Origin of the sequence: Bacillus sp. R86525, from assembly GCF_042466195.1 — a bacterium.
GTDB lineage: Bacteria > Bacillota > Bacilli > Bacillales > Bacillaceae_G > Bacillus_A > Bacillus_A nitratireducens.
The window spans coordinates 1,066,849-1,089,724 of record NZ_JAXHPX010000007.1 but is presented as its reverse complement, the minus strand read 5'-3'; the positions used below and the strand labels follow the sequence as shown (position 1 = coordinate 1,089,724).

Annotated in this window: 24 protein-coding genes and 1 other annotated feature; of the genes, 3 read left to right on the top strand and 21 right to left on the bottom strand. The window is 36.8% G+C overall.

Translation table 11 applies throughout. The features are described 5' to 3' along the window. Positions 1 to 7: 7 nt before the first annotated feature. Positions 8 to 1,537, bottom strand: coding sequence for an L-aspartate oxidase (nadB, locus tag SJY24_RS08125; protein WP_377864355.1), 1,530 nt, complete (start codon positions 1,535 to 1,537; stop codon positions 8 to 10). Between the two features lie 153 nt (positions 1,538 to 1,690). Here nadB and SJY24_RS08120 point away from each other — a divergent pair, with 153 nt between their 5' ends. From SJY24_RS08120 to SJY24_RS08110, 3 genes are all read left to right on the top strand, one after another. Next, a complete protein-coding gene (locus tag SJY24_RS08120) occupies positions 1,691 to 2,833 on the top strand; it encodes an IscS subfamily cysteine desulfurase (protein WP_377864354.1) in 1,143 nt (380 codons plus the stop codon). Continuing rightward, positions 2,833 to 3,375: a transcription repressor NadR gene (locus SJY24_RS08115; RefSeq protein WP_097808356.1), complete on the top strand. Its 543-nt coding sequence runs from the start codon at positions 2,833 to 2,835 to the stop codon at positions 3,373 to 3,375. Before SJY24_RS08120 ends, SJY24_RS08115 begins: the two co-directional genes overlap by 1 nt. Before the next feature lie 86 nt (positions 3,376 to 3,461). Next, positions 3,462 to 4,109: an MOSC domain-containing protein gene (locus tag SJY24_RS08110; RefSeq protein ID WP_377864353.1), complete on the top strand. Its 648-nt coding sequence runs from the start codon at positions 3,462 to 3,464 to the stop codon at positions 4,107 to 4,109. 35 nt (positions 4,110 to 4,144) lie between these two features. On the opposite strand, the gene SJY24_RS08105 is transcribed toward SJY24_RS08110, so the two are convergent. The 20 genes from SJY24_RS08105 to mreB all read right to left on the bottom strand — a co-directional run bounded on the left by SJY24_RS08105 (position 4,145) and on the right by mreB (position 22,766). After that, positions 4,145 to 4,642 carry a GNAT family N-acetyltransferase gene (locus SJY24_RS08105; protein ID WP_377864352.1) on the bottom strand — a complete coding sequence of 166 codons (498 nt, stop codon included), beginning with the start codon at positions 4,640 to 4,642 and terminating at the stop codon, positions 4,145 to 4,147. Between the two features lie 21 nt (positions 4,643 to 4,663). After that, positions 4,664 to 5,515, bottom strand: a complete 852-nt coding sequence (gene pheA, locus SJY24_RS08100; RefSeq protein WP_377864351.1) for a prephenate dehydratase — start codon at positions 5,513 to 5,515, stop codon at positions 4,664 to 4,666. 96 nt (positions 5,516 to 5,611) lie between these two features. Beyond that, complete coding sequence (locus tag SJY24_RS08095; RefSeq protein WP_377864350.1) at positions 5,612 to 7,522, bottom strand: ABC transporter permease; 1,911 nt, start codon at positions 7,520 to 7,522, stop codon at positions 5,612 to 5,614. Positions 7,523 to 7,571: 49 nt separating this feature from the next. Then, entirely contained in the window at positions 7,572 to 9,494 is a 1,923-nt protein-coding gene (locus tag SJY24_RS08090) for an ABC transporter permease (protein WP_377864349.1), read from the bottom strand. Next, positions 9,469 to 10,245, bottom strand: coding sequence for an ABC transporter ATP-binding protein (locus SJY24_RS08085; RefSeq protein ID WP_377864348.1), 777 nt, complete (start codon positions 10,243 to 10,245; stop codon positions 9,469 to 9,471). Before SJY24_RS08085 ends, SJY24_RS08090 begins: the two co-directional genes overlap by 26 nt. A gap of 93 nt (positions 10,246 to 10,338) precedes the next feature. Next, positions 10,339 to 11,421, bottom strand: a complete 1,083-nt coding sequence (locus tag SJY24_RS08080; protein WP_377864347.1) for a HAMP domain-containing histidine kinase — start codon at positions 11,419 to 11,421, stop codon at positions 10,339 to 10,341. Beyond that, a complete protein-coding gene (locus SJY24_RS08075) occupies positions 11,411 to 12,118 on the bottom strand; it encodes a response regulator transcription factor (protein ID WP_071745757.1) in 708 nt (235 codons plus the stop codon). Before SJY24_RS08075 ends, SJY24_RS08080 begins: the two co-directional genes overlap by 11 nt. Before the next feature lie 292 nt (positions 12,119 to 12,410). After that, complete coding sequence (obgE, locus tag SJY24_RS08070; protein WP_000497117.1) at positions 12,411 to 13,694, bottom strand: GTPase ObgE; 1,284 nt, start codon at positions 13,692 to 13,694, stop codon at positions 12,411 to 12,413. Beyond that, a complete protein-coding gene (locus tag SJY24_RS08065; protein WP_377864346.1) occupies positions 13,694 to 14,242 on the bottom strand; it encodes a Spo0B C-terminal domain-containing protein in 549 nt (182 codons plus the stop codon). Before SJY24_RS08065 ends, obgE begins: the two co-directional genes overlap by 1 nt. A 63-nt stretch (positions 14,243 to 14,305) precedes the next feature. Further along, on the bottom strand, positions 14,306 to 14,596 hold the full coding sequence (gene rpmA, locus SJY24_RS08060) for a 50S ribosomal protein L27 (protein WP_000944957.1): 291 nt from the start codon (positions 14,594 to 14,596) through the stop codon (positions 14,306 to 14,308). A gap of 3 nt (positions 14,597 to 14,599) precedes the next feature. Then, positions 14,600 to 14,944: a ribosomal-processing cysteine protease Prp gene (locus SJY24_RS08055; protein ID WP_001973720.1), complete on the bottom strand. Its 345-nt coding sequence runs from the start codon at positions 14,942 to 14,944 to the stop codon at positions 14,600 to 14,602. 11 nt (positions 14,945 to 14,955) lie between these two features. Further along, positions 14,956 to 15,264: a 50S ribosomal protein L21 gene (rplU, locus tag SJY24_RS08050; RefSeq protein ID WP_000270907.1), complete on the bottom strand. Its 309-nt coding sequence runs from the start codon at positions 15,262 to 15,264 to the stop codon at positions 14,956 to 14,958. 14 nt (positions 15,265 to 15,278) lie between these two features. Beyond that, positions 15,279 to 15,356: a sequence feature (ribosomal protein L21 leader region), on the bottom strand. A 77-nt stretch (positions 15,357 to 15,433) separates the two neighbouring features. Next, a complete protein-coding gene (locus SJY24_RS08045) occupies positions 15,434 to 16,843 on the bottom strand; it encodes an Rne/Rng family ribonuclease (RefSeq protein ID WP_377864344.1) in 1,410 nt (469 codons plus the stop codon). Between the two features lie 194 nt (positions 16,844 to 17,037). Further along, positions 17,038 to 17,898 carry a M50 family metallopeptidase gene (locus tag SJY24_RS08040; RefSeq protein WP_377864342.1) on the bottom strand — a complete coding sequence of 287 codons (861 nt, stop codon included), beginning with the start codon at positions 17,896 to 17,898 and terminating at the stop codon, positions 17,038 to 17,040. Then, positions 17,891 to 18,637: a peptidoglycan DD-metalloendopeptidase family protein gene (locus SJY24_RS08035; RefSeq protein ID WP_377864340.1), complete on the bottom strand. Its 747-nt coding sequence runs from the start codon at positions 18,635 to 18,637 to the stop codon at positions 17,891 to 17,893. The genes SJY24_RS08040 and SJY24_RS08035 overlap by 8 nt, the downstream gene beginning before the upstream one ends. Before the next feature lie 133 nt (positions 18,638 to 18,770). Further along, positions 18,771 to 19,568 (bottom strand): septum site-determining protein MinD, encoded by a 798-nt coding sequence (minD, locus tag SJY24_RS08030; protein ID WP_000503308.1) that lies wholly within the window; start codon positions 19,566 to 19,568, stop codon positions 18,771 to 18,773. Between the two features lie 2 nt (positions 19,569 to 19,570). Next, positions 19,571 to 20,257: a septum site-determining protein MinC gene (gene minC, locus SJY24_RS08025; RefSeq protein ID WP_377864339.1), complete on the bottom strand. Its 687-nt coding sequence runs from the start codon at positions 20,255 to 20,257 to the stop codon at positions 19,571 to 19,573. A 35-nt stretch (positions 20,258 to 20,292) separates the two neighbouring features. Beyond that, complete coding sequence (gene mreD / locus SJY24_RS08020) at positions 20,293 to 20,838, bottom strand: rod shape-determining protein MreD (RefSeq protein WP_377864338.1); 546 nt, start codon at positions 20,836 to 20,838, stop codon at positions 20,293 to 20,295. Positions 20,839 to 20,852: 14 nt separating this feature from the next. Next, positions 20,853 to 21,704 carry a rod shape-determining protein MreC gene (mreC, locus tag SJY24_RS08015; protein WP_377864337.1) on the bottom strand — a complete coding sequence of 284 codons (852 nt, stop codon included), beginning with the start codon at positions 21,702 to 21,704 and terminating at the stop codon, positions 20,853 to 20,855. Between the two features lie 42 nt (positions 21,705 to 21,746). Further along, positions 21,747 to 22,766 (bottom strand): cell shape-determining protein MreB, encoded by a 1,020-nt coding sequence (mreB, locus tag SJY24_RS08010; protein WP_000466738.1) that lies wholly within the window; start codon positions 22,764 to 22,766, stop codon positions 21,747 to 21,749. Between the last annotated feature and the right edge of the window lie 110 nt (positions 22,767 to 22,876).

Genomic DNA, 22,876 nt, shown 5'->3' with positions numbered 1-22,876 from the left:
CCCCTTATTAAACAAGTTGTAGTTTTCTTCTCACTCGAATAATCTCTTTCCTTACTCTATTTCTTTCTGGATAATCACTGCGATAATGACCACCAATACTTTCTTTTCTTTGCAATGCTGATACTGTTATAAGCTCACAAACTGTTAACATATTAATAAGCGTAATCTCTTCATTTGTAAGAGCATCATATTGTAATATCATATTTCTCACACCGTACCTACTAAACCATCTCGTAGCATATGATAAATTTTTCTCTGTTCGCACAATCCCAACATACTTCATCATGTGTTCTTGTATTTCTTCTTTCAACGGTAAATCATTAAGAGCTATAAAACTTTTCCCTCTCTCTTCCGGTACATTTTTTCTTTCTTGTGCTGGTCTAGCTAAAATGTGTTTTCCTATCCGTCTTCCGCACACAAGACCTTCCAATAATGAATTACTCGCCAATCTGTTCGCACCATGAACTCCATTACACGCCACTTCACCGACCGCATATAAGTTGGGAATGGACGTCTCCCCATCACAATTCGTCTTCACGCCGCCCATATGAAAATGAGCACCCGGTACGACCGGAATAAGGTTCCTTTTTAAGTCAACGCCATTCTTTTTACATAATGATGAAACGGTCGGAAATCGCTGTTCAAAGTTTTGAATAGTTTCGATGTTTAAGTACACTTTTTCACCCGTAAGAAGTTGTTCATGAATAGCTCTTGCCACTACATCACGCGGAGCAAGATCTTTCCCGGGATGTATATCCATCATAAAACGCTGTCCCTTTTCATTTATAAGGACAGCTCCTTCCCCGCGAACTGCTTCAGAAACGAGACCACAACATCGCCCGCCCACGTATAACATTGTCGGATGAAATTGTACAAATTCTAGATCAACTAGTTCACCACCAGCTCGATATATCATCGCAAGTCCATCACCCGTAATTGTCTCGTCATTCGACGTAAAGGCGTACAAGCCACCAATTCCTCCTGATGCTAACACCGTATTATCAGCATAGTAACGCTTCAACTCCCCTTCACTATTTCGCGTTAAAACTCCTATGCATTTATTATTTTCTATCATAAAATCGAGCACCATCTCTTGCTCTACAACAGTAACGTACGGAACTACTTCTTGAATTAAATGTTCTAATAAATTTTTACCAGTTGCATCTCCTCCCGCATGTAAAATACGACGTTTTCGATGCGCTCCTTCTTTACCAAGGTGAAGCTCTTTTTCATCCCCATCAAACTTCATTCCATTTGTAATAAGCTTATTTATTTCTTTCGGCCCCTCTTCAACTAAATACCGAACTGCCTCTTCATTGTTATAATGACAACCTGCCACTAATGTATCTTCAAAATGCCCACTCGAATCGTCATATGCAGCAACAGCCGCAGCAATTCCCCCTTGAGCTAAATACGTATTGTTATTGCGTCCTGTTTTTTTTGTGATAATTATCACATTCTTTTCGTGACAAAGCTCTTTTGCAACACGAAGTGCCGCAACGCCACTTCCAATAATCAAGACATCTGCACTTGGCATAATTGTTGCCTCCTACTTTACACTTTTCAACTGTCTTGACACCTATATTTACATAGTTTTAAAATAATGACAAGAGTTTTTTTACAATTCTTATTTTCACTATCATTCTCAAAACAAAAATAAACATCACTCTTACTGAAGAGAGGAATTCACATGATGATATATCTTGATTACGCAGCAACAACGCCTATGAGCGAAGAAGCTTTAGAAACATATATACAAGCGACAAAAACATATTTCGGAAATGAACAAAGTTTACACGATATTGGCGGAAGCGCATCTTCTTTATTACAAGTTTGTAGAGAAACATTTGCAGAAATGATTGGGGGCAAGGAACAAGGTGTATTCTTCACAAGCGGTGGTTCAGAGTCTAACTATCTTGCGATTCAATCACTTCTAAATGCTAGAAATGAGAAACATATTATTACGACACCTATGGAACACGCATCGATTCGAAGTTATTTTCAATCCTTACAATCGCAAGGCTATACAATTACTGAAATTCCTGTTGATAAAAGCGGGCTAATTCATGTAGCGGATTTAGAAGCAGCTATTACGGAAAATACTGTTCTAGCAAGTATACAGCACGGAAATTCTGAAATCGGAACCGTTCAAAACATTGCAGAGATCGGAGCACTCTTAAAAAAATATAATGTTTTATTTCATTCGGACTGCGTTCAAACATTTGGTAAACTTCCAATAGACGTTACAGCAATGAAGATTGATAGTCTCTCAGTTTCAGCCCATAAAATATACGGACCAAAAGGTGTCGGTGCTTGCTATATAAATCCGCAAACGCGCTGGGAACAAGTATTTCCGGGAACTTCTCATGAAAAAGGATTTCGCCCTGGTACAGTGAACGTTCCTGGCATCGCTGCTTTTTTAACGGCTGCAGAGCATATATTAAAAAATCAAAAGAAAGAGAGCTTCCGTTTTCAAGAGTTACGATCCTATTTTTTAAAGCAATTACAAACACTTCCTCTAGAAATTGAAGTGGAAGGACATTCTACTTCTTGTTTACCACATATTATTGGGGTTACAATAAAAAGAATAGAAGGTCAGTATACAATGTTAGAATGTAACCGTCATGGTATTGCCATTTCAACTGGAAGTGCTTGCCAAGTCGGTAAACAAGAACCTTCGAAAACAATGCTCGCAATTGGAAAAACGTATGAAGAGGCAAAACAATATGTCCGCTTTTCTTTCGGACATCACACAACGAAAGAACAAATTGATACAACTATTCATGCACTACACACAATTGGAAATCAATTTTATAGAGGTGTTAAATCATAATGAAGCAAAATGATCAAAAAAAGATTTTAGGTGAAGAAAGACGACAACTCATCCTTCAGTGGCTTCTCGCTGCAAACGAACCGTTATCTGGGAATGAACTATCGAAAAAGACAAACGTAAGTCGACAAGTGATTGTGCAAGATATTTCCTTACTTAAAGCACGAAACGAACCAATTATTGCAACTGCTCAAGGATATTTATATTTAAAACCACAAGAGAAGCAACAAGCTTTCGAACGCGTAATTGTATGCCAACATAAACCAGCGGAAGTACGTCAAGAACTTACAATGCTTGTTGACCATGGCGTTACGATTAAAGATGTAAAAGTTGAGCATCCTGTATACGGTGACTTAACAGCATCCATCATGGTAAGTAATCGCTTTGATGTAGAGCAATATTTACAAAAAATCGAAAACACAAATGCTTCCTATCTTTCACAACTAACCGATGGTATTCACTTACATACAATTGAGGCTGATTCTAAAGAGAAATTAGATGCCGCTTGTGAGGCACTAGACCGCGCTGGATTTCTAGTTTATTAATGTAAAGCACAGAGTTTTTTATCATACTCTGTGCTTTTATTTTGTAGATGTTATAATATTGTAAACAATTATAAAGGAGATCAAATATGGGAATTGAACTCGTTCACTTTAGCACCGGTAAACCGAAACAAATGAAATATGGCGAAGATAAAGAAATGATAACAGGTATATGTAAAGATCCTACAGAAGAGGCCTTTCTCTCAAAAGACGGATTCCGTGGTGATGATGTAGCGGATTTAAAACACCACGGGGGACCTGATCGCGCAGTTTGTGTGTACCCACACGAGCATTACGCACTATGGGAAGAGGAATTTCAAACTACGCTTCCAGCTTCCACATTTGGTGAAAACATTACCGTAACAAATATGTTAGAGCGTGATGTTTGCATCGGAGATACATATCAACTAGGTGAAGCAATCATTCAAGTGACACAAGCTCGCGTCCCTTGTAGCACAATTTCAAAACGTCTTGGTATCCCTGGCATACTGCCGCGCATTGTAGCAACTGGATTTACTGGCTACTTATGCCGCGTTCTTCAAGAAGGTACTGTACGTCAAGATTCTAAAATTACATTACTAGAACGTCCATCAAAAAATGTATCTGTTTTGTTCTCTAACGAAATTTATTTTCATAATAGAAAAGATAAAGATGGCATTGAGAAGATTCTTGCTGTTCCAGAACTAGCCGAGATTTGGCGTGGTCAGTTAGAGGATCGTCTTGCGAAGTTAAAATAAAAAATCCCACCATTTATAGGTGGGATTTTATTTATCTATTCTATTGCATCTCTTGCCTCAAGAGCATAGACAGCCTGCTCTGCACCAAACCGATGATACGTTTTGATTAACTTCATATGTAACCTTTCTAAAAGTTTACGCGAAGGTGTATTAGCCATTTGTGTTACTGCAATTACTTTTGATAAATGTAAATCCTGAAAACCATACTGAATTACTGCTTGAACAACTTCTGTTGCATAGCCAACTCCCCAGTACATCGGCAAAAATTGATAAGATACTTCAATATCCTTATTAACATCATTTGGATCGAGCGATACTACTCCCAAAAACGCTTTTGTTTCCTTCTCTTTAACAATCCAATACCAACAATTTTCTTCCGGATGCAACATATCATTCACAACATCTCTAATCGACTCTTCTTCACGCGGTCCACCAAGATATTTTCTCACTTCTGCATTTAAATATAGTTCTTTTATACTTTCGTAATCTAATTCATGAACTGTATTTAATAAACAACGTTTCGTTTCAAGCAAATTTAACAACCCCCTCACCCCTTACAACCAATAAGAAGAATAACTCCCCAGCACAGTAACAGAAAAACCAAGTGCTTCAAGTTCCATCGTTACGCCTGGCAACAATACATCATCATATGCTTTGTCGACATCGATTAAGAAAAAGTAATTTCCAAGGCCTGTTTTCATCGGGCGCGATTCGATTTTTGATAAGTTTAATTTTCTCCATGCGAAAGCTGATAACACTTGATATAGTGCCCCTGCGTAATCAGCAGGTAACGTTATCATAAGCGTCGTTTTCTCTCCTCGGTTTTCTCCGTTATTTGGGAGTATTGCTTTCTTTTTCTTATGCAGAACAAGGAAACGCGTATGATTGTTTTTGTGCGTATGAATGTCATGCCTTACAATTGTTAATCCGTATTTTTCTGCCGCTGCTTCATTTGCAATGGCGGCGATTTTTTCTTCAGGATGTTCTTTCACATATTGCGCAGCAGCGCTTGTTGATGTCATATCGCGAACGGTTACCCCTTTTAATTCCTCATTTAAAAATTTATGGCACTGTGCAATAGCATGTGGATGAGAATGTACAGCATATACTTCTTCCCACACTTCTGCATACTGCGGATGTACAAGTAAGTGTTGCTGAATCGGTACTGTAATTTCTCCTACAATAGAAAGTGGTTGCTCATGTACGAGGTAATCAACTGTTATATTCACTGAACCTTCTATGGCGTTTTCTAGTGGTACCACTGCATAATCTACATTTCCATTTGCAGCTGCATCAATACAGTCTGGAATCGTTCGATACGGTACATGCTCTGCTTCCGGAAAAAAACGACTCACCGCCATATTTGTAAATGTTGCTTCTGGTCCTAAATATCCTACTCGAATCATCGTCTTTTCCCCTCTTTTTCGTTTTCTTACTGTTATACCATACTTTTTTATATTCTTCTATGTAAATTTCGAATATTAAAAAAAGACTAGCATTCGCTAGTCTAAATGTTTCCAATATTCTCTTTGAGCGAAAAAGAAATACATGATGCATGCAGCAATATAATACAGAATAAACAAGCCTACTTTTCTTAATGAACCATCCATAAAGATCGTATTATGAAACGTATATAACGCAACTGCACTATGCATACTCCCTACTATAATTGGCGCAAAAAATAGCACACACAATTGCCAACGGGAAATTTTCCACACTTCTTCTTTCGTCATTCCAAGTTTAGAGAGCGCCCCGTACTGTTTACGATCCGATGCAATATTATGAAACCATTTAAAATATACGATGCTACATGATGTAAGGAAAAATAATATACTAATGAATGAGCCTACAAATAGAGTAATATCACCGAACGCTTTCATAGTCACATATAACTCCATATTACTTCGAAATGCATTATTATCTTGTTTCATATGTTTCCGTAACTCTTCATTTAATTCTTTCGTATTTTCGATATTTGGTAATGTATAGCCTCTATATATCATTTTTTCAGAATCAGGAACCTTATTTGCTATACTGTCAAAGTCTTCATCATTCATGACGAAGAACAGACCATTAATATGCGAAGGATGATAGTTAAATTGTATCCCTTCCTTCTGACCGTTAAATATGAATGAATATGTTTGATTCATTACTTGTAATTGAATCTCTTTTTGATCATATATATTCGGATGATTGTATTTATTATAATAAACAAGTGTAACAGTTCCTTTTTTAGGATGATACGTTTTCTGTTTTTGTTTTCTTGCCTCTTGATTGTATTCACTTTCTTTAACGAGCGGCACTACTTCTGTTTCTCCCTTGTCGGACTGAAAAGATGCATACACTCCAACCAAACTCATAGATTGAAAATCATTATACCCATATTGATGTAATAATTGTTCAACCACATCTTCCGCAAAGACTTCATGAGAAGAAGTACCTTTTTCTATGTAAGAAAATGAGTGCACTCCCCCGCCCCGCCACATATCTTGCATACCAGAAAAATATAAGAACACCGTACCTGTTGCCGTAACTACAAACGTCGTTGCCATTGACATTAGAAAGAAAAAACGACCATTTTCCTTCATTCGATGTGACAATTGATTCACTATAAATAAATACGGATATGTATACATAATCTTTTTATTTCGTTTTATCATTTCTAATACTTGAGCAGTACCGTGTGTAAAAGAAAAATACGTTCCGAAAAAAACAAGTATAGACACAGGAAAAAAATATAATGCTATCGTTGGCATCGTCGCTTGTAACGCCAACGCATATCCTATCCCTAAACAAATAAAGCCGAATATACAAAGCCACATTGATGTTTTCTTCTCTTTTTTATCTGTTCGAAATTCTTTCAATAACCGAATGATTTTTATATTCCATATACGTAAAGCACTTATAAAAGATAAGACAACAAATACGACCATATATGCAATAAACGTTCCCCCAATTGCTCTCACGTCAAATATGACAGGGAGTTCTTTCGGAAGTTGAAGTAACATACTAAACACCATGAAGAAGAGCTTTAAAAAGATCATGCCAAGCCCAATACCGAAAATATTGGCAAAAATCCCGATCAATATTTGCTCGGTCATAATCACTCCTATTACGTTAGACTTCGTCGCCCCCATTAACATATATAATCCTAATTCTTTCTTACGTGCCTCTATGAAAATAGAAGTAGAGTACAAAATAAATATGACGAAAAAAGCAATAATTATAACATTACATATGATAAGTCCCCAGCGTACATTTTGGTACCACATCGTCTCTTGCATATACGGATGTACAATGACAGACATGTATGCAAAAGACGCAAATATTGCAAAACAACTACTTAAGAAAAACACTTTATAATTACGCCAATTTCCTTTTATATTTTGCAGCGCTAGTTGCCGAATGTTCATCTATCGTCCTCCTATAACTTACTACACAGGTAAAAAGCTAGAGGTTTCCCTAGCTTTTTACGTGTTTTAAATATCCTCTTTGCGCAATCATAAAGTAAATTGCAGAAGCTAAAATGTATGCTCCAATTACAATTGCACCTGATTTCCATAAATCAATATAAAGCATTTTCCCTAACGTATGAAGAGCAACTCCACTATGAATTGAACCGATTAAGATTGGGATAAAGAAGATAACGCCCATTTGACGAATTGCAATTTTACGAATTTCTTTATCTGTCATACCGATTCTCTTTAATGATTTAAATTGAATACGATCTTGTTCTTTATCGTTAAACCATTTAAAGTATGTCATACTACAAGCGAAGAAGAAAAACAGTACTGCTACGAAGAAACCGATGAACATTGTAATTGCTCCACCTTCTCTTATATCTTTATAAGCAAACACTGAGTTTCTCAATTCCCCTTGCTTTTCTGGTGCAATTTCCTTTTTAAAATCTAGAACAAGGTCTTCAGTACTTTTCCAATCTTCAATATAATAACCATAATATTTCGTCTTTTCTTCATCTGGTACGAGCTTTTCATATTTCTCAAAATCTCGATCATTCACAATAAGATATTCGCTATCATTAAAAACAGAATATGACGTTGGCTCATTTAAAAGAACAGACTGCTTTTGTCCGTTAATTTTGAATTCATACGGTTCCGTACGATCTATCTTCATAAGTTCATTTGCCATATCAACCATAACCATTGTTGCACTACCTGACGCATTATGAACCTCTGTAACTTGCTCTCTCTTTTGTTTACGCACTTCCGCATTATATTCTTTTTCTGAAATAATCGTCATTGGTACTTCATGTTCACTGTTAAACAACGTTATCTTCTGTGTTGCCGGTAGTTTAACGTAGGTTACTTTTCGCGCATCTTCAAACCCGTGTCTCTTCACAAGCTCTTGTACCTTTTCTTCATTAATAAGGCTATGCGTATTTAACCCCTTTTCCTCATATGAAATAGCATGTGGTGTAAGCTCTACCGTTTTCGTACTCAAATTTTCAAAATATACGTAAAGCGTGCCAACTGCTGAAGAAACAACCGCCGTAATAATAGAAATGACAAATAGAAAACGAGCATTATCTTTCATTTTATAAATAAGATTGCTAAGTACAAACATATTTGGATACGTATAAAAAGATTGTTTCCGTTTTTGCAACGCTTTTAATACGACTGTACTTCCTTGTGTAAATAGTAAATACGTTCCGCCAATTGTCAGTCCTACAACCGGTAAAAAGAGGATAATAAAATTCAAAAACGTTACCTGGAAGCTAAGTACATATGCAGCAATAATACATCCTATACCAACTACACATAACCATGTAAATGCAAACGGCTCTACTTTTTGTTTTCTTGCTTCTCTTAATAAATCAATAATTTGCAGGCGCCCTACTGTCCAAACACTAAACAACGATAGGATTAAAAACAGGATAAAGTATACACCAGCTGTAATAAGAACTGCTTTTCCATTCCACACAAGCGGCAATGTTTTATCAACTTTTAGTAAGACACTGAGTGCTTGGAAAAATAGTTTTGAGCAAAGCATTCCAATCCCGATACCTACTACAATTGCAATACTACCTAGCATAAGTTGTTCTAATATAATCATTCGGCCAAGCTGAGATTTCGTTCCGCCTATTAATGTTAATAAACCGAATTCTTTTTTTCTTGCTCGTAAAAACGTTGAATTTGCATATAAAATAAAGAGTGCTGAGAAGATGACTACGATATAATTCATTGATTCTAACCCTTTTGTAATCATCGTCTTCATACTAATATTACCGCTTACAACGTCTGGATGATAAATGAAGGAAGCATACATGAAAAATACTACGATTGATAAACAACTACTAATAAGGAATGCTTTATAATTACGCCAATTTCCTTTTACGTTATTAAGCGCGAGCTGGCGAAAGTTCATGATATTCTCCTCCTAGCATCGCAAGTACGTCCAGAATTTCTTGGAAAAAGGCTTGTTTCGTTCTTCCTTTATGTATTTCTGAGAAAATTTCTCCATCGCGAATGAAGAGGATGCGTTCACAATAACTAGCCGCTACTGGATCATGCGTTACCATTGCAATTGTCACTTTCTTTTGTTCATGTAAGTCTTGCAACGCACCCATTAATGATTTTGCTGACTTCGAATCTAAATTACCGGTCGGCTCATCCGCTAAAATCAACGTCGGTTCATGAATGATTGCTCTCGCAGCAGCTGCACGTTGTTGTTGTCCGCCTGATACTTCGTATACTTTTTTATTTAAAATTTCTTCGATGTTTAAAAACTTCGCAATTTCAAGTACTTTCGCATCAATTTCTTTTACAGACTTCCTCGCCATTACAAGCGGCAAAATAATATTTTCTTTAATCGATAACGTATCAAGTAAGTTGAAATCTTGGAAAATGAATCCTAAATGTGTACGGCGAAATTCCGCCAATTTTGCAGCACGCATTTGATTAATTTCTTCACCATTTACAAGCACATGACCTGAGGTTTGCTTATCAATTGTTGCTAATAAATTTAAAAGCGTTGTTTTCCCGCTCCCTGAAGGACCCATAATTCCTACAAATTCGCCTTCTTCTATTTTAAAATTTATATCATGTAAAGCAGTCGTCGCTACTGAACCTTTTGATTGGTACACCTTCGTTAATCCTTTTACTTCAAGAACACTCATTTCTAATCCCCCTATGTGTTTTCTTCTTACATTTACTATAAGAAAAATAAGAAAAAGAAACGAGTGATTTCCCTTACAAAACGTTTTGTTATCTTACAGTTTTGTCATTTTTCTCATTAATGTATGATATTCTTCATCTTTTGCAAATTGGAACGTAAATGTTGTTCCTTCCCCATCAGTTGATTGTACATGAATTCCATGATGTAAATTATCGCAAATTTCCTTCGTAATATATAAACCCATTCCAGTCGCTTCTCTCGTTTTACGGCCATTTATTCCCGTAAAGAATGGATCAAATATGCGCTTTACATCTTGCTCTGGAATACCAATTCCATTGTCCTTAATATGTAATAACACTTTTTGGTCTTTCTCTTCAATTTGAAATTGAATTTCCTTTTTCTCTGCCTCCGAAATTTTCGTATACTTAATTGCATTTACAACAATTTGGCTCATGGCGATACTAAGCCACTTTCTATCAGACGCAATCATACAAGCTTCTTCTTCAACCATCAGTTTCGGAAATACAGAAGATTGAATGAACGACTTTCGATTTTCATTAATAATATCTCGAATGACATCTATAACATTTACTACTTCTACTTTATAATCCTTCGCAAACTGATCTAATCTTGCCATATGTAACGCTAAATCTAAGCCATTTAAAATACGGTTATTTTCTTCACGAATACTTTCAATCGTTCCCCTTGCCTCACGATGTTCCTTACCATATTTCTGTAACAATAATTCAATAACAGATACTGGGGTTTTCATTTGATGAATCCATTGGTTCATAAAAATCATTTGCTGTTGCTCTTTCGCATGCTGTTTATGAACTTCATTCATATATTGCTGCCTTAATAACGTAAACGATTCAACAACCATCTCTTGCTCTGCTGTATAAGAAGTATCAATAAGTAAAGAGTCATGTAATGTATTTCCGCCAGCAACATATTTTTCTATTCTCTTTAAAAACACACTCCGTTTTCGGTAATCGTAAATAAGGTATACACTAAACACAACTGTCCCTAATAAAAGGCCATATAGCCACGTACTCCAGTCAATTGATCGCTTTTCTAAAAGACTTTGCAACTGCAATACGAGCCCAAATAAACAAAGGCTTACAATATAAGTAATAATTAAAGAAAAGCGGTCTATGAGGTAATTTTTAACCTTCATGCCCTTCGCCCCACTCTGTAAGAAGCGCATAACCATACCCACGCTTTGTGACAATTGCATTTTTAATGCCTAGCTCCTCTAATTTCTTCCTTACACGCTTTACATTTACGGTTAATGTATTATCATCAACAAAAGCTACTTCATCCCATAAAGCCTCTAACAACTCTTCACGTGTTACGTATTGATTTGCTTGTTTCATTAAACATTCTAATAAATAAAACTCATTTTTTGTAAGTTCCGTTTGTTGACCTTTCCACTCTACAGTGTGCTGTGATGGGAATAATAACAACCCATTAACACCTAAACAATCACTTTCCGCGGCCAAAGCATACTCACCGTATCCTCGGCGGAGTGCACTTTTCACCTTTGCCATTACGATATCTAAATGGAATGGCTTCGTAATGTAATCATCTCCGCCATTTTCAATCGCCATTACTTGATCCATTTCCCCTGTTCTTGCAGAAACAAAAATAATCGGCGCATTCGATACAGTGCGGATTTGACGACACCAATAGAAACCATCAAAGTACGGTAAATTAATATCGAGTAACACTAGATGTGGATTTATTTTTACGAACTCATCTTTTATATGACGTAAATCACTTACTCTAAATGATTGATAGCCATACCTTTCTAAATGCTCCTCTAATATTCCCGCGATTTTCTCATCGTCTTCTACAATTAATATTTTATACATGTTCTCTTTCTCCCCATAAATATTCTTCTAAAATTACTTCTTTTTCTATTATAAATTGAAAATTTGATTAGTGGAGATTTTTTCCTGTAAGAATCAGACTTTTACGATATAAAGTGAAACTTTAATCAGTGGGGCTTTTGTTCCTCCCCCACTGATTATTAGCCCACACCAATTGGGTGTTTACGGGCAGTAAGGCTCCCCCTTAACTTCTTTGCTCCAGCTGAATTTTGAGGTGGAAGTTTTACTGCCCACAAATAGCGGGATAAAAAAAGACTGCCATATTTCGGCAGTCTTAATCGATAAATTCAAATTGATATTCAAGAATTTTTACAATATCTCCGTCTACTGCACCACGTGCACGAAGAGCTTCATCAATACCCATTCCACGCATTTGACGAGCAAATCGGCGTACAGATTCATCACGTGAGAAGTCTGTCATTTTGAATGTTTTCTCAATATCATAACCAGAAATAACAAATGTGCCATCACTTTCGCGTGTAATTTCAAAATTAGATTCAGATTCAAATTTGTACATTACACTTGCTTCAGATTCTTCTACATCATCGTACATTGGGAATTCTGGTGTTGTTTCTAATAAGTTCGCTACTTCAAATAGTAAGTCACGAACACCTTGTTTCGTTACAGCTGAGATTGGGAAAATTTTCACTTCGTCTCCCAATTTTTCTTTAAATGCTTGTAAGTTTTCTTCTGCACCTGGCATATCCATTTTGTTTGCAACAACAACTTGTGGACGCTCAGTTAAACGCATATTGTATTCTTTTAGTTCACTATTGATTGTTACATAATCTTCATATGGCTCACGGCCTTCTAAACCAGACATATCGATAACGTGCACGATTACACGTGTACGCTCAATATGACGTAAGAATTGGTGTCCAAGTCCGACGCCGGCATGTGCGCCTTCAATTAGTCCAGGAAGGTCAGCCATAACGAAGCTGCGGTTATCACCAGTTTCAACAACACCAAGATTTGGAACGATTGTTGTAAAGTGATACTCTGCAATTTTCGGACGCGCTGATGATACAACAGATAATAATGTAGATTTACCTACACTCGGGAATCCAACAAGTCCAACATCTGCTAGTACTTTAAGTTCTAGCGTGACATCACGTTCTTGACCTGGTTCCCCGTTCTCAGCGATTTCTGGCGCTGGGTTCGTCGGTGTTGCGAAACGTGAGTTACCACGGCCACCGCGGCCACCTTTTGCGATTACAGCTGTTTGTTCATGCGTTACTAAATCGGCAAGAATTTCACCTGTTTTTTCATCTTTTACTATTGTTCCCGGTGGAACCTTTACGATTAAATCTTCAGATTTACGACCGTGCTGACCTTTACTCATTCCGTGCTGACCACGATCAGCTTTGAAATGACGTTGGTAGCGGAAGTCCATTAATGTACGTAAGCCTTCCTCAACAACAAAAACAACATCTGCACCTTTACCACCGTCGCCACCTGCTGGGCCACCTTTAGGTACATACTTCTCACGACGATACGCAACCATTCCGTTACCACCGTCGCCGCCTTTTACATATATCTTGACCTGATCTACAAACATTATTTCACCACACTTTTTTCGATTGGTTGTAATATAACTGAGACTTCTTCGTCTCGTACTGTATAAGAAATGGAATACCATTTATTGTTTTGGTTCGCAAGCCAATTCTGTAGTTCTTCTACACTCGTTAGCTTACCACGAAAATCAAAAAAGAAACGAGCATTCTCCGCGTCACATTCAATTGTGATACAAACATAATTTTCAACATATACGTCTAAACTATGCTGAAGCATTGAGAAAAATTGATTCGTCCATCTACATACAGTCTCATCTAAGTGAGATAAGTTATGTAATTTCCCTAATACTTCGTACTCCAATAAGCACGGCTGCTGTTTCCAATTATATGTTAAAATCCACTCTGAAAATAAAGGCATTGATAGCCCTATCAGATTGGATTCTTGTCTCGCTTCTTGGACAAAACGATCGATGAGACTATGAATCTCTTCCACTTTTCCAAGGGAAAGGTTTCCTTTCACCATCTGCATACGATTGAGCCAATCATGTCTTGAATGACGCAACGCATCTATAATTGTCCATTTTTCATTCATTTAGATACCCCTTAATATAGAAAAACTCTAACCTGCACTCAGGTTAGAGTTTTCCGTGAGTTCTTATGCTTCTTGAGCAACAGGATATACGCTCACTTGTTTGCGGTCACGGCCAAGACGCTCAAAGCGTACTACGCCGTCAACTTTCGCGTATAAAGTGTCATCGCCACCACGACCAACGTTAACACCTGGATAAATTTTTGTACCGCGTTGACGGTAAAGAATTGAACCACCTGAAACCGTTTGACCATCTGCGCGTTTAGCACCAAGACGTTTTGACTGAGAGTCACGACCGTTCTTTGTACTACCTACACCTTTCTTAGATGCGAAAAACTGAAGATCTAATCTTAACATACGTTACACCTCCTGCACTTTTTCTATTAAACGGATATACTTTCCGTAATCAAGTTCGATCGTCTTAAGCGAAACAACCAATCCTTCTAAAAGCGTTTGTGCTTTTTCTGCTGCATGAACGTCTAAATCATTAGGCAATTCATACGTTAAGAATCCACCATCACTTCCGAGTTCAATAGTTGCTTGCACATTACAAAGCTCTTCCACTGCATTTATAGAACCAAACACAACCGCTGTAGTTCCAGCACAGACAAGGTCTTGTCCATGTGGCGCATAATCGGCATGTCCAGTCATTTTAAATGATTGGATACTTCCTAATTTCGTGCGACTTATCGTAATTTTAATCATGTTAACCTGAATTAAGCGTTGATAGCTTCAACAACTAGCTTAGTGTAAGGTTGACGATGACCTTGTTTCTTACGATTGTTCTTTTTCGCTTTGTATTTGAAAACGATGATTTTCTTAGCGCGACCTTGTTTTTCAACTTTAGCAGTCACTGTTGCGCCTTCTACAACTGGGCTACCAACTTTAACGTTTTCGCCACCAACGAAAAGAACTTTGTCAAAAGTAACAGTTTCACCAGCTTCAACATCTAATTTTTCAATGTAGATTGCTTGACCAGCTTCAACTTTAATTTGTTTTCCACCTGTTTCGATAATTGCGTACATACTTGCACCTCCTCTTAATTACTAAGACTCGCCAAAAACGAGGTAGACATACATGTCTTTAGGGAACCTGTTTTGTGCGGTTGTAGCATATAGCCGTTTAGGTGCTATAAACTATAACATAAAGATGTTATCATGAATCATAGACTATTGTCAATAAATGTTCTGCTAACTATTTTTTCCGTTCTACAATTTCTTTCTTACTTCCAAATCGGATAATAGCATACTTTTCGATAATATCATCTTTGAAATAAATTTCAAATGGAAGATTTTTGTGTAACTCTTTTTGCAGAAAATGCTTTTGCAAAATTTTCGGTGCAGCGATCAATACTGCTTCATCTTCTATATTGCCATATGTAATTAGTTCTCTCTCTAACTCATACGCAATTGTTTCATAAGACATGACATATCCCGTCGCTTTACAAGGTACACATTCTTCTAATAATACGTCACGTAACGAATGTTTCTTACGTTTACGCGTCATCTCTAAAATTCCTAATTCCGTAAATCCGAGTACTCTCGTATATGTACGATCATCTTGTAAAGCTAACATTAAACTCTCTCTTACCTTCTCTTTATCTTCTCGTCTTTTCATATTAATAAAATCAATTAATATCATACCGCCAATATCACGCAGTCTTAATTGACGAGCAATCTCTTCAGCAGCCGCTTCATTTGTGCGCAGTACAGTATCTTGTAAATTTTGTTTTCCAGTAAATTTGCCTGTATTCACATCAATTACAGTCATCGTCTCCATTTGTTCTACAATTAGATACGCACCATTTGGTAGCCATACAATTTTTTGAAGTGCTTTCTCGATTTCACGCTCTATTCCAAAATGGTTAAACATCGAAGATTTTTCATTGTAAAAGGATACTCTTTCTCCCCCTACTTTTTCTTCTAATTCTTTTACTACACTTCTCGTATCTACAACTACTTTTTCAATCGTTTCAATTGGGTTCTCCTGAAATACACGATCTAAAAACGTCGCTGGTCGATGAAGTAGTAACGGCGCCTTTCCTTGCTCTTCTTTTCTTTTTAATTCTTCATATAACTGCTGCAATCCTTGCATTTCAGCTTGTATTTCATCAATTGTTCCTTTTTCAGAAGCAGAACGGAAAATGTATCCACCCGTTCCTTTCACTTCAATTTCGAGTAACTGTTGTCTTCTTTTGTTATTTTTTATTTTCCGAGAAACAGCACGCATTTCATCATACGGCATGTAAACAACATATTTTCCGGTAAATTCTATATTCGCCGTTAATTTTGGCCCTTTCGTATCAATTGCTTCTTTCACAACTTGTACAAGTATCGCCTGTCCTTCATGTATGCGATATGAAGATGGTACATCATCATATGAAAGATATGCATGTTTTTCTAATCCGATATTTACAAAAGCTGCGTTCATTCCAGCAATTGTTCTTACGATACGCCCAACATAAATATGTCCGACAATCTCTTGCTCTTCATTCCGTTTCCATAAAAGCTCGACAATTTTTTGTTTCTCTTCTATCGCAACACGCTTTTCCGAACCAGTGTAGTTTATATATAACGTCTTCAAAATTCTTTCCTCACTTTTCATTTCTTTTCCTTACAATATAAAGTGAAACTTTAATCAGTGGGGGTTTTGTTCATCCCCCACTGATTATTAGTTGAACCAATCGGGCGTTTACGGGCAGTTAATCTCCCACCTAACTTCTTTGCTCCAACCACATTTTGAGGTGAGAGTTTTACTGCCCGTTAATGCGTGGTAAAAGGTTAGTGTCGTCGTCAACACTAACCAATTAATTCTTCAACAGATGAGGTTGTTCGTTTTTCAGCAAAATACGCATAGAGCAATTCATTTTCGTCCAATGTGTAATGCTCTTTATATTTTCCATGGACGATAATAGAGTGTTTATATCCTCTACGAAATTTTGTGAAAACCGTATACAAGCGATCTTCTGTTTGCACCTCAATAGGTGCGATCTTTTCAATATCTCTTTTATTCCCATAATAACGTTCTAATAAAAAGCGCATAAATGCGTACCTTCTTTGTTTCCATTCTTGATACAAAGAAATCGATAAAAAAACGAGTAACACCCACATCATAATGTTATTACTATTCCAAAGTAACTGCCATCCTAATATTACACTAAAAAAAACACATGACAATTTCATCATCTTTTCATGTGCTTGTAAATACGGAAAACGATATGATAATACATTAAATAATACTTTTCCGCCATCAAGTGGCCAAATAGGCAATAAATTAAACCCTAAAATAATGACATTATTCCATACAAAGAAATGGTACAAATCATCAGTTACCCAGCCCGCTTGATACAGAATATAGGCGACCGCAATCATCCATATATGCTGAATTGGACCCGCCATAACGACAATCAATTCTTCTTTTAATGATTTATTCCCATGTTCCTCCATCTCAGCTACGCCACCAAACGGCAAAAGCTGAATTTGTTTAATACGCCAATTATAATATGCAGCCGCAAAAGCATGCCCAAGTTCATGAACTAAAACGATACAAAATAGTAATAGTAACTCTTTAAAACGCGCTGTAAAAATACCAATAACGATAATAACCCAAAACAATGGATGCACTGTAATTTTCGTTAAAACATCTCTATATTTAATCAAATGAAATCACCTGAATAGGATCAATAAATTTTTCATTCTTTTTCATCGCGAAATAAAATTTACCGTTTTTATTATTTTCGTCACTATTCACCGTTCCGATTTTTTGTTTTTTCGAAACGTAATCATATAACTTCACTGACATATCGTTTAGATTTCCATACCAAGACTCCGTGCCATCAGCGTGTTGAATTTGAACTGTATTTCCAAGTTCCTCTTTCTTGCCCGCAAAAACAACTACACCTTCATTTACTGACTCAACCGTTGCATTTGTAGCCGTTTGAACAAATACACCTTGGCCATTTTTTTGAAACCCTTGCATCACTTTTCCAGAGGCAGGAATCGCATAATCCTTTTGCTGAATAGCCTTTTCTTTTTTCTCATTTGGAGAAAAGAAAACGAGAGGTTTTCCAAACTGCTTTTCATACCATTTCGATATAGTAGCAAATTGAAATTCTTCTTGCATAACTTTTTCTGTGACAGCTCTAGTACCATCAAAAGAAGAAGGTGCATTCTTAAATAAAATAGCAACTGAGAGAACTAATATTGCTGACAGCAAAACTTTGAAGAGAAAAACTTCTTTTCGAAATAGAGGGTGAATTTCCTTCTCTCCTTCTTCAATAAATACCGTGTCACTATCAAAGTCCCCTCCAGCAAAATACTGATCTTCCTCCATCCTTTCTTGCTCTTCTTTCCTTTTCGCAATCCGCTTTTTAATTTCTTCCACACGTCTATTCTTCATACTGTCTCCTTTCTTTAGTGAGCCTTATTCAAATAGAAACAGTTATATACAGTTTGTACATATGTATGAGTTATAGAAGAAAGATATTCATGCGAAGAAAAAAGAAAGCACTCCGCATTTATGCGAAGTGCTTTTAACGGATTCCAAAGAAATTTTTCATCTTTGTAAATACCGATACTTTTTCTTGTTCAAATGCTTGTAATGGCACATTCTCACCTAACAAACGTCTTGCAATATTGCGATAAGCTATTGCTGCTTTTCCACTCGGTTGCAACGCTACAGGTTCACCTGTATTCGTAGCACGAATAACTTCATCATCATCCTCGACAACACCAAGAAGCTCGATTGACAATGTACGTACGATTTCATCAACATCTAACATATCCTGTTCATGAAGCATATGACTACGCACACGGTTAATGACAAGTTTCGGCGGTTCAATATCCTCTTTCTCTAAAAGCCCGATAATACGATCCGCATCACGCATTGAGGATACCTCTGGTGTTGTTACAACGATTGCTTTATCCGCACCCGCTACAGCATTTTTAAATCCCTGCTCAATCCCCGCAGGACAATCAATTAATATGTAATCATAATCTTGACGTAATACTTGTATTAATTCATCCATTTGTTCAGGTGTTACCGCCGATTTATCGCTCGTTTGTGCTGCAGGTAATAAATAAAGATCATCAAAACGTTTATCTTTAATAAGAGCCTGAGGTAAACGACAACGCCCTTCAACGACATCAACAAGATCAAATACAATACGATTTTCCAGCCCCATTACTACGTCTAAATTGCGTAAACCGATATCTGTATCAATTAAACACACTTTCTTTCCAGATAACGCAAGGGCTGTACCAATGTTCGCAGACGTTGTAGTTTTACCTACGCCGCCTTTTCCAGATGTAATTACTATTGCCTCTCCCACAGCTATACAATTCCCCTTTCTAACTTTGTTAAATTAGGTCTAAGATGAGTGAGAAGTTGCAGGCGATCGACAACAATGTGATTGTTCTCATTAATATACGCACATTCGGCCGCCTCCGCTCCGTCCTCTTTCTCTTCCGGAGCCCGCATTGTCACATCACTAATTCGGAGTTGCATAGGGTTCATAATAGATGCAGCAATAACAGCTTCTGAATCTCCATCATACCCCGCATGTGCAATCCCCCTTAGTGATCCCACGACAAAAATATTCCCCCCAGCGATAACCGTTCCGCCTGGATTAACATCTCCAATTAATAATAAATTTCCTTTTACATGTAACACTTGTCCAGAGCGAACAATTTTGGAAATAGGGACAATTTCTGTTTCTTCTTTCCAAGCTATTGCTTCTGCTTTTGTTATAACATCACTATCAATTGATTCCACAACAAGGTTCTTCTTATTGCGAATTAACGTACGAATCTCTTCTTGTTGTACTTCTGTTAAATAACGATTTCCTACTTTAACACGCACTTCAATCAAAGAACGTCCGTCACCATCATAGTAATGTGTAGAAAGCTTTTCATCCAATTCTTTTAATAGTTCAGAGATTGAACAGCAATCATCTAAATGAAGTGTTATTCCATCTTTTGTCCCTTTTATCGTTACATTTTGTTGCTTTTTTTCTTCCACTAAAGTTCACCCCACCGATTCAATTCGACATAAAATTAGAAAATCCTTTTTTCTTTTTCTTTCATCGCTTTTGAAAGACGCACTAAATATCGTCTCAGTGGGAAACAAACTATCAATAAGAAAATTCCATTTAGCAATAAAGTAGCAAGGAGACGATCGGTGAAAAAGACATACGCCGACATGTGAGTACGCCCTAACAAAGTTAAAAATCCATACACATAATACTCTAATGCTGCAATGCTAGCTAATACGATAGAAACAACAATAAATAAATTCGATTGCAATACCTTCATCGCACTATAAACTAAATATGTCAAAATTGGATAAGCAAATATATATATACCAACAAGTTCTGTGTATACGGTATCAAATAAGAAACCAAATAATAGTCCGTAGTAAATCCCTTGAACCGGACCATAGTACACTGTAATAAAACATAACACAATTATAAAGAAATGCGGTGCTGCTATACTGTCTTTCCAAAAGACGTCTGTTGGAACAACAGTAGCAAACATATTTTCAAATAAAAAAACAAAAAGGAGCAAAAGAGGAAGAGCTGCTCTTTTTAAAATCTTCATCATCTCTTCTTCCCCTCCTATTCTAACGGCGCCGAAGGCGTGTCACGTTTGACAACCGTAATATGCTCTACATCATTTAAATCAGCAGCAGGTTTTACATAAGCTGTTTTTGTTAAACCGTATGGATCAGGCTGAACATCAACAATTTTCCCAATTACAAGACCTCTCGGGAAAATATCACCAAGTCCAGATGTTACAACTAGTTGATCTTTTGCTACTTGCGCATCAGAGCCAATCTTTGTGAAAAGAAGTAATTGTTTTTCTTTATCATAACCTTCAATCAATCCAAAGATTTTTTCGTCCCCTTGTACAATAGCAGAAACACGGTTTGTTCGGCTCATAGAACTTAACAACTCTACTGATGATGTAAACTGAGATACACTTTTCACTCGTCCAACTAAACCTTGTGAAGTTATTACAGCCATATCTTTTTTAATTCCTTGCTGTGCCCCTTTATCAATTCCAACTAGATCGTACCATTTGTCGGGATTACGAGAAACAACAGTAGATGGAATTTCAGTATAACCGCTATTTAACGCTGTTTTACCCGTTAACTCTTGTAGTTTCTTTTTATCATCTTCTAATTGCTTTACGTCACCTGATAACTTTGCATAGTTATCTAATTTTGCTTTTAATTCTTTATTCTCTTCATACGTGCGCTTTACATCTTCTACGTTTTCGAAGAATCCGGCAACATAATTCGCTGGCTTTTGGAATACACGTTCTACAACACCGACAGTATCTTTTATAAACTGCTCTGGCCATGTTAAACTGTTCCGTTCTTTCAATGAGATTCCAATCAATGCCACGAGAAGAATAATACTAACTAACAAAACAATTAATCTTTTGTTTAAGAAAAACTGTGGCACGTTCACACCCTCTTAATTTCATTGATTTTTATTTTGCAAATATTATCGAGCAGCAGTTTTGAAAAGGTCGATATTGTCTAATGCTTTACCCGTTCCAATCGCTACGCAATCTAATGGGTTTTCTGCAACAAGAACTGGCATATTTGTTTCTTCACTAATAACTTTATCTAAGTTACGTAGTAATGCCCCGCCACCTGTTAATACGATACCACGGTCCATAATATCTGCCGCTAATTCAGGTGGAGTTTTCTCTAACGTATTTTTAACTGATTCTACAATCGCATCTACTGTATCTTTTAATGCATCTGCAATTTCTTCTGGTTGAATTAGTACTGTTTTTGGTAAACCACTTACTAAATCACGACCGCGAATTTCCATAGGTTCAATACCTTCTGGCTCGCCTGCAGAACCGATTTCTAATTTTAATGCTTCTGCTGTTCTTTCACCAATCATTAAGTTGTAGCTTTTCTTAATGTACTGAATGATTGAATCATCCATATCATCACCAGCAACACGAACTGATTGACTTGTTACAATACCACCTAAAGAAATAATTGCAACTTCTGTTGTACCACCACCGATATCAACAACCATACTACCAGTTGGTTCCCAAACAGGTAAGTTCGCACCAATTGCTGCTGCAAATGGCTCTTCAATTGGATATGCATCACGAGCACCAGCTTGACGAGTTGCATCGATTACTGCACGTCTTTCTACAGCTGTAATACCAGATGGTACACATACCATTACGTATGGTTTACGTGAGAAGAATCCATTTGATTTTTGAGCTTGTTGAATGTAATATTTCATCATTGTTGCTGTTGTTTCGTAATCAGCAATTACACCGTCTTTCATAGGACGAAGTGCCACTACGTTTCCTGGTGTACGACCAATCATTTGTTTTGCATCGCTACCTACTGCAACGATTTGTTTCGTGTCAGTTTGTAATGCTACTACTGAAGGCTCACGTAAAACTACACCTTTTCCTTTCACATATACAAGCGTGTTCGCAGTTCCTAAATCTATTCCAAGATCGCGAGTAAAGCCACCAAATCCAAACATATTTTTTATCTTCCTTTCTTGTTTTCACGGACTCATTTTTTCTTACTTTATATGATAAAAACAGTACGTTTTTTTATATCTGTATCCTTTTTGTAGATAATTTTCTACAA